Origin of the sequence: Eubacterium sp. AF34-35BH (assembly GCF_003477765.1) — a bacterium.
In the GTDB taxonomy this organism is placed as follows: domain Bacteria; phylum Bacillota; class Clostridia; order Lachnospirales; family Lachnospiraceae; genus Eubacterium_G.
The window spans coordinates 1-752 of the sequence record NZ_QUDZ01000020.1; the positions used below are offsets into that span (position 1 = coordinate 1).

General features: G+C 41.6%; 1 protein-coding gene and 1 pseudogene. Both read right to left on the minus strand.

Going from position 1 to position 752, the window contains the following annotated elements; all coding sequences use genetic code 11:
- Positions 1–397: pseudogene (locus DWZ69_RS11910) on the minus strand (ATP/GTP-binding protein); the annotation flags it as partial.
- The coding region (locus tag DWZ69_RS11915; RefSeq protein WP_226854136.1) for a conjugal transfer protein at positions 375–752 on the minus strand (378 nt) is incomplete at its 5' end. The pseudogene DWZ69_RS11910 and the gene DWZ69_RS11915, both read right to left, overlap by 23 nt.

Here is a 752-nt window from a genome sequence, read left to right on the forward strand (position 1 = left end):
CCGATTTTTTGATGTTCTTCAGATTGAGCTGTTCTTCCGTAACCATGAGCTTAAAGCCAAGAAAAAAGCGGTAGTCCACTTGATTGTCCCCAATCATAGATACTAACGCTTCGGTCTGTTCGTCTATCTTCTGGCAGGCAACTTCCTTTAATTTTCCAGTTACCAGCTTCTTTGACTGTTCCTGCATACTGCGGATTGAGCTTTCTGTGGCAATCTGCAACGCATGAATTTTACCCTCACGGGACTGTGCGATAAGCTGTCGGAAACTGTCATGCACGATAAATTTCTGCTCTGCGGATAGAAAAGAATAGTTGTATGGTATCAGCTCATAGTAGGCGAACACCTCATTGTCCTTGTTCCAGACAAGGTTATTGTCAATATATTTTATCGGGAACATAGTTCACACTCCTTACTGCCGTGATTGTTTCATTCAATATCTGCTTATGCAGTTTTACGGCTTTTCCTGCATAAGTGATTTTTGGTCGCAGGGCATAGGTTATCTGTGATTTCAAAAAGCTGTACGGCTTCTTTCCGTCAAAGGTTTTCTGCGACATGAACCAAGTGAGAGCAACGGGAATACCAAAGTATTTGAGAAATGCTCCCTCAATCATGGAAAGTGGGGGAATATCCCCAAACAGAATGATGATAAATTCCGTAATCACAAACCATGTAATCTGTGTAAAAGTAACGGGAAAGGGTAAGTTAAAGTCATTGATTGCATACAAGACTTTTTCCACGTTCCAGATACCCGT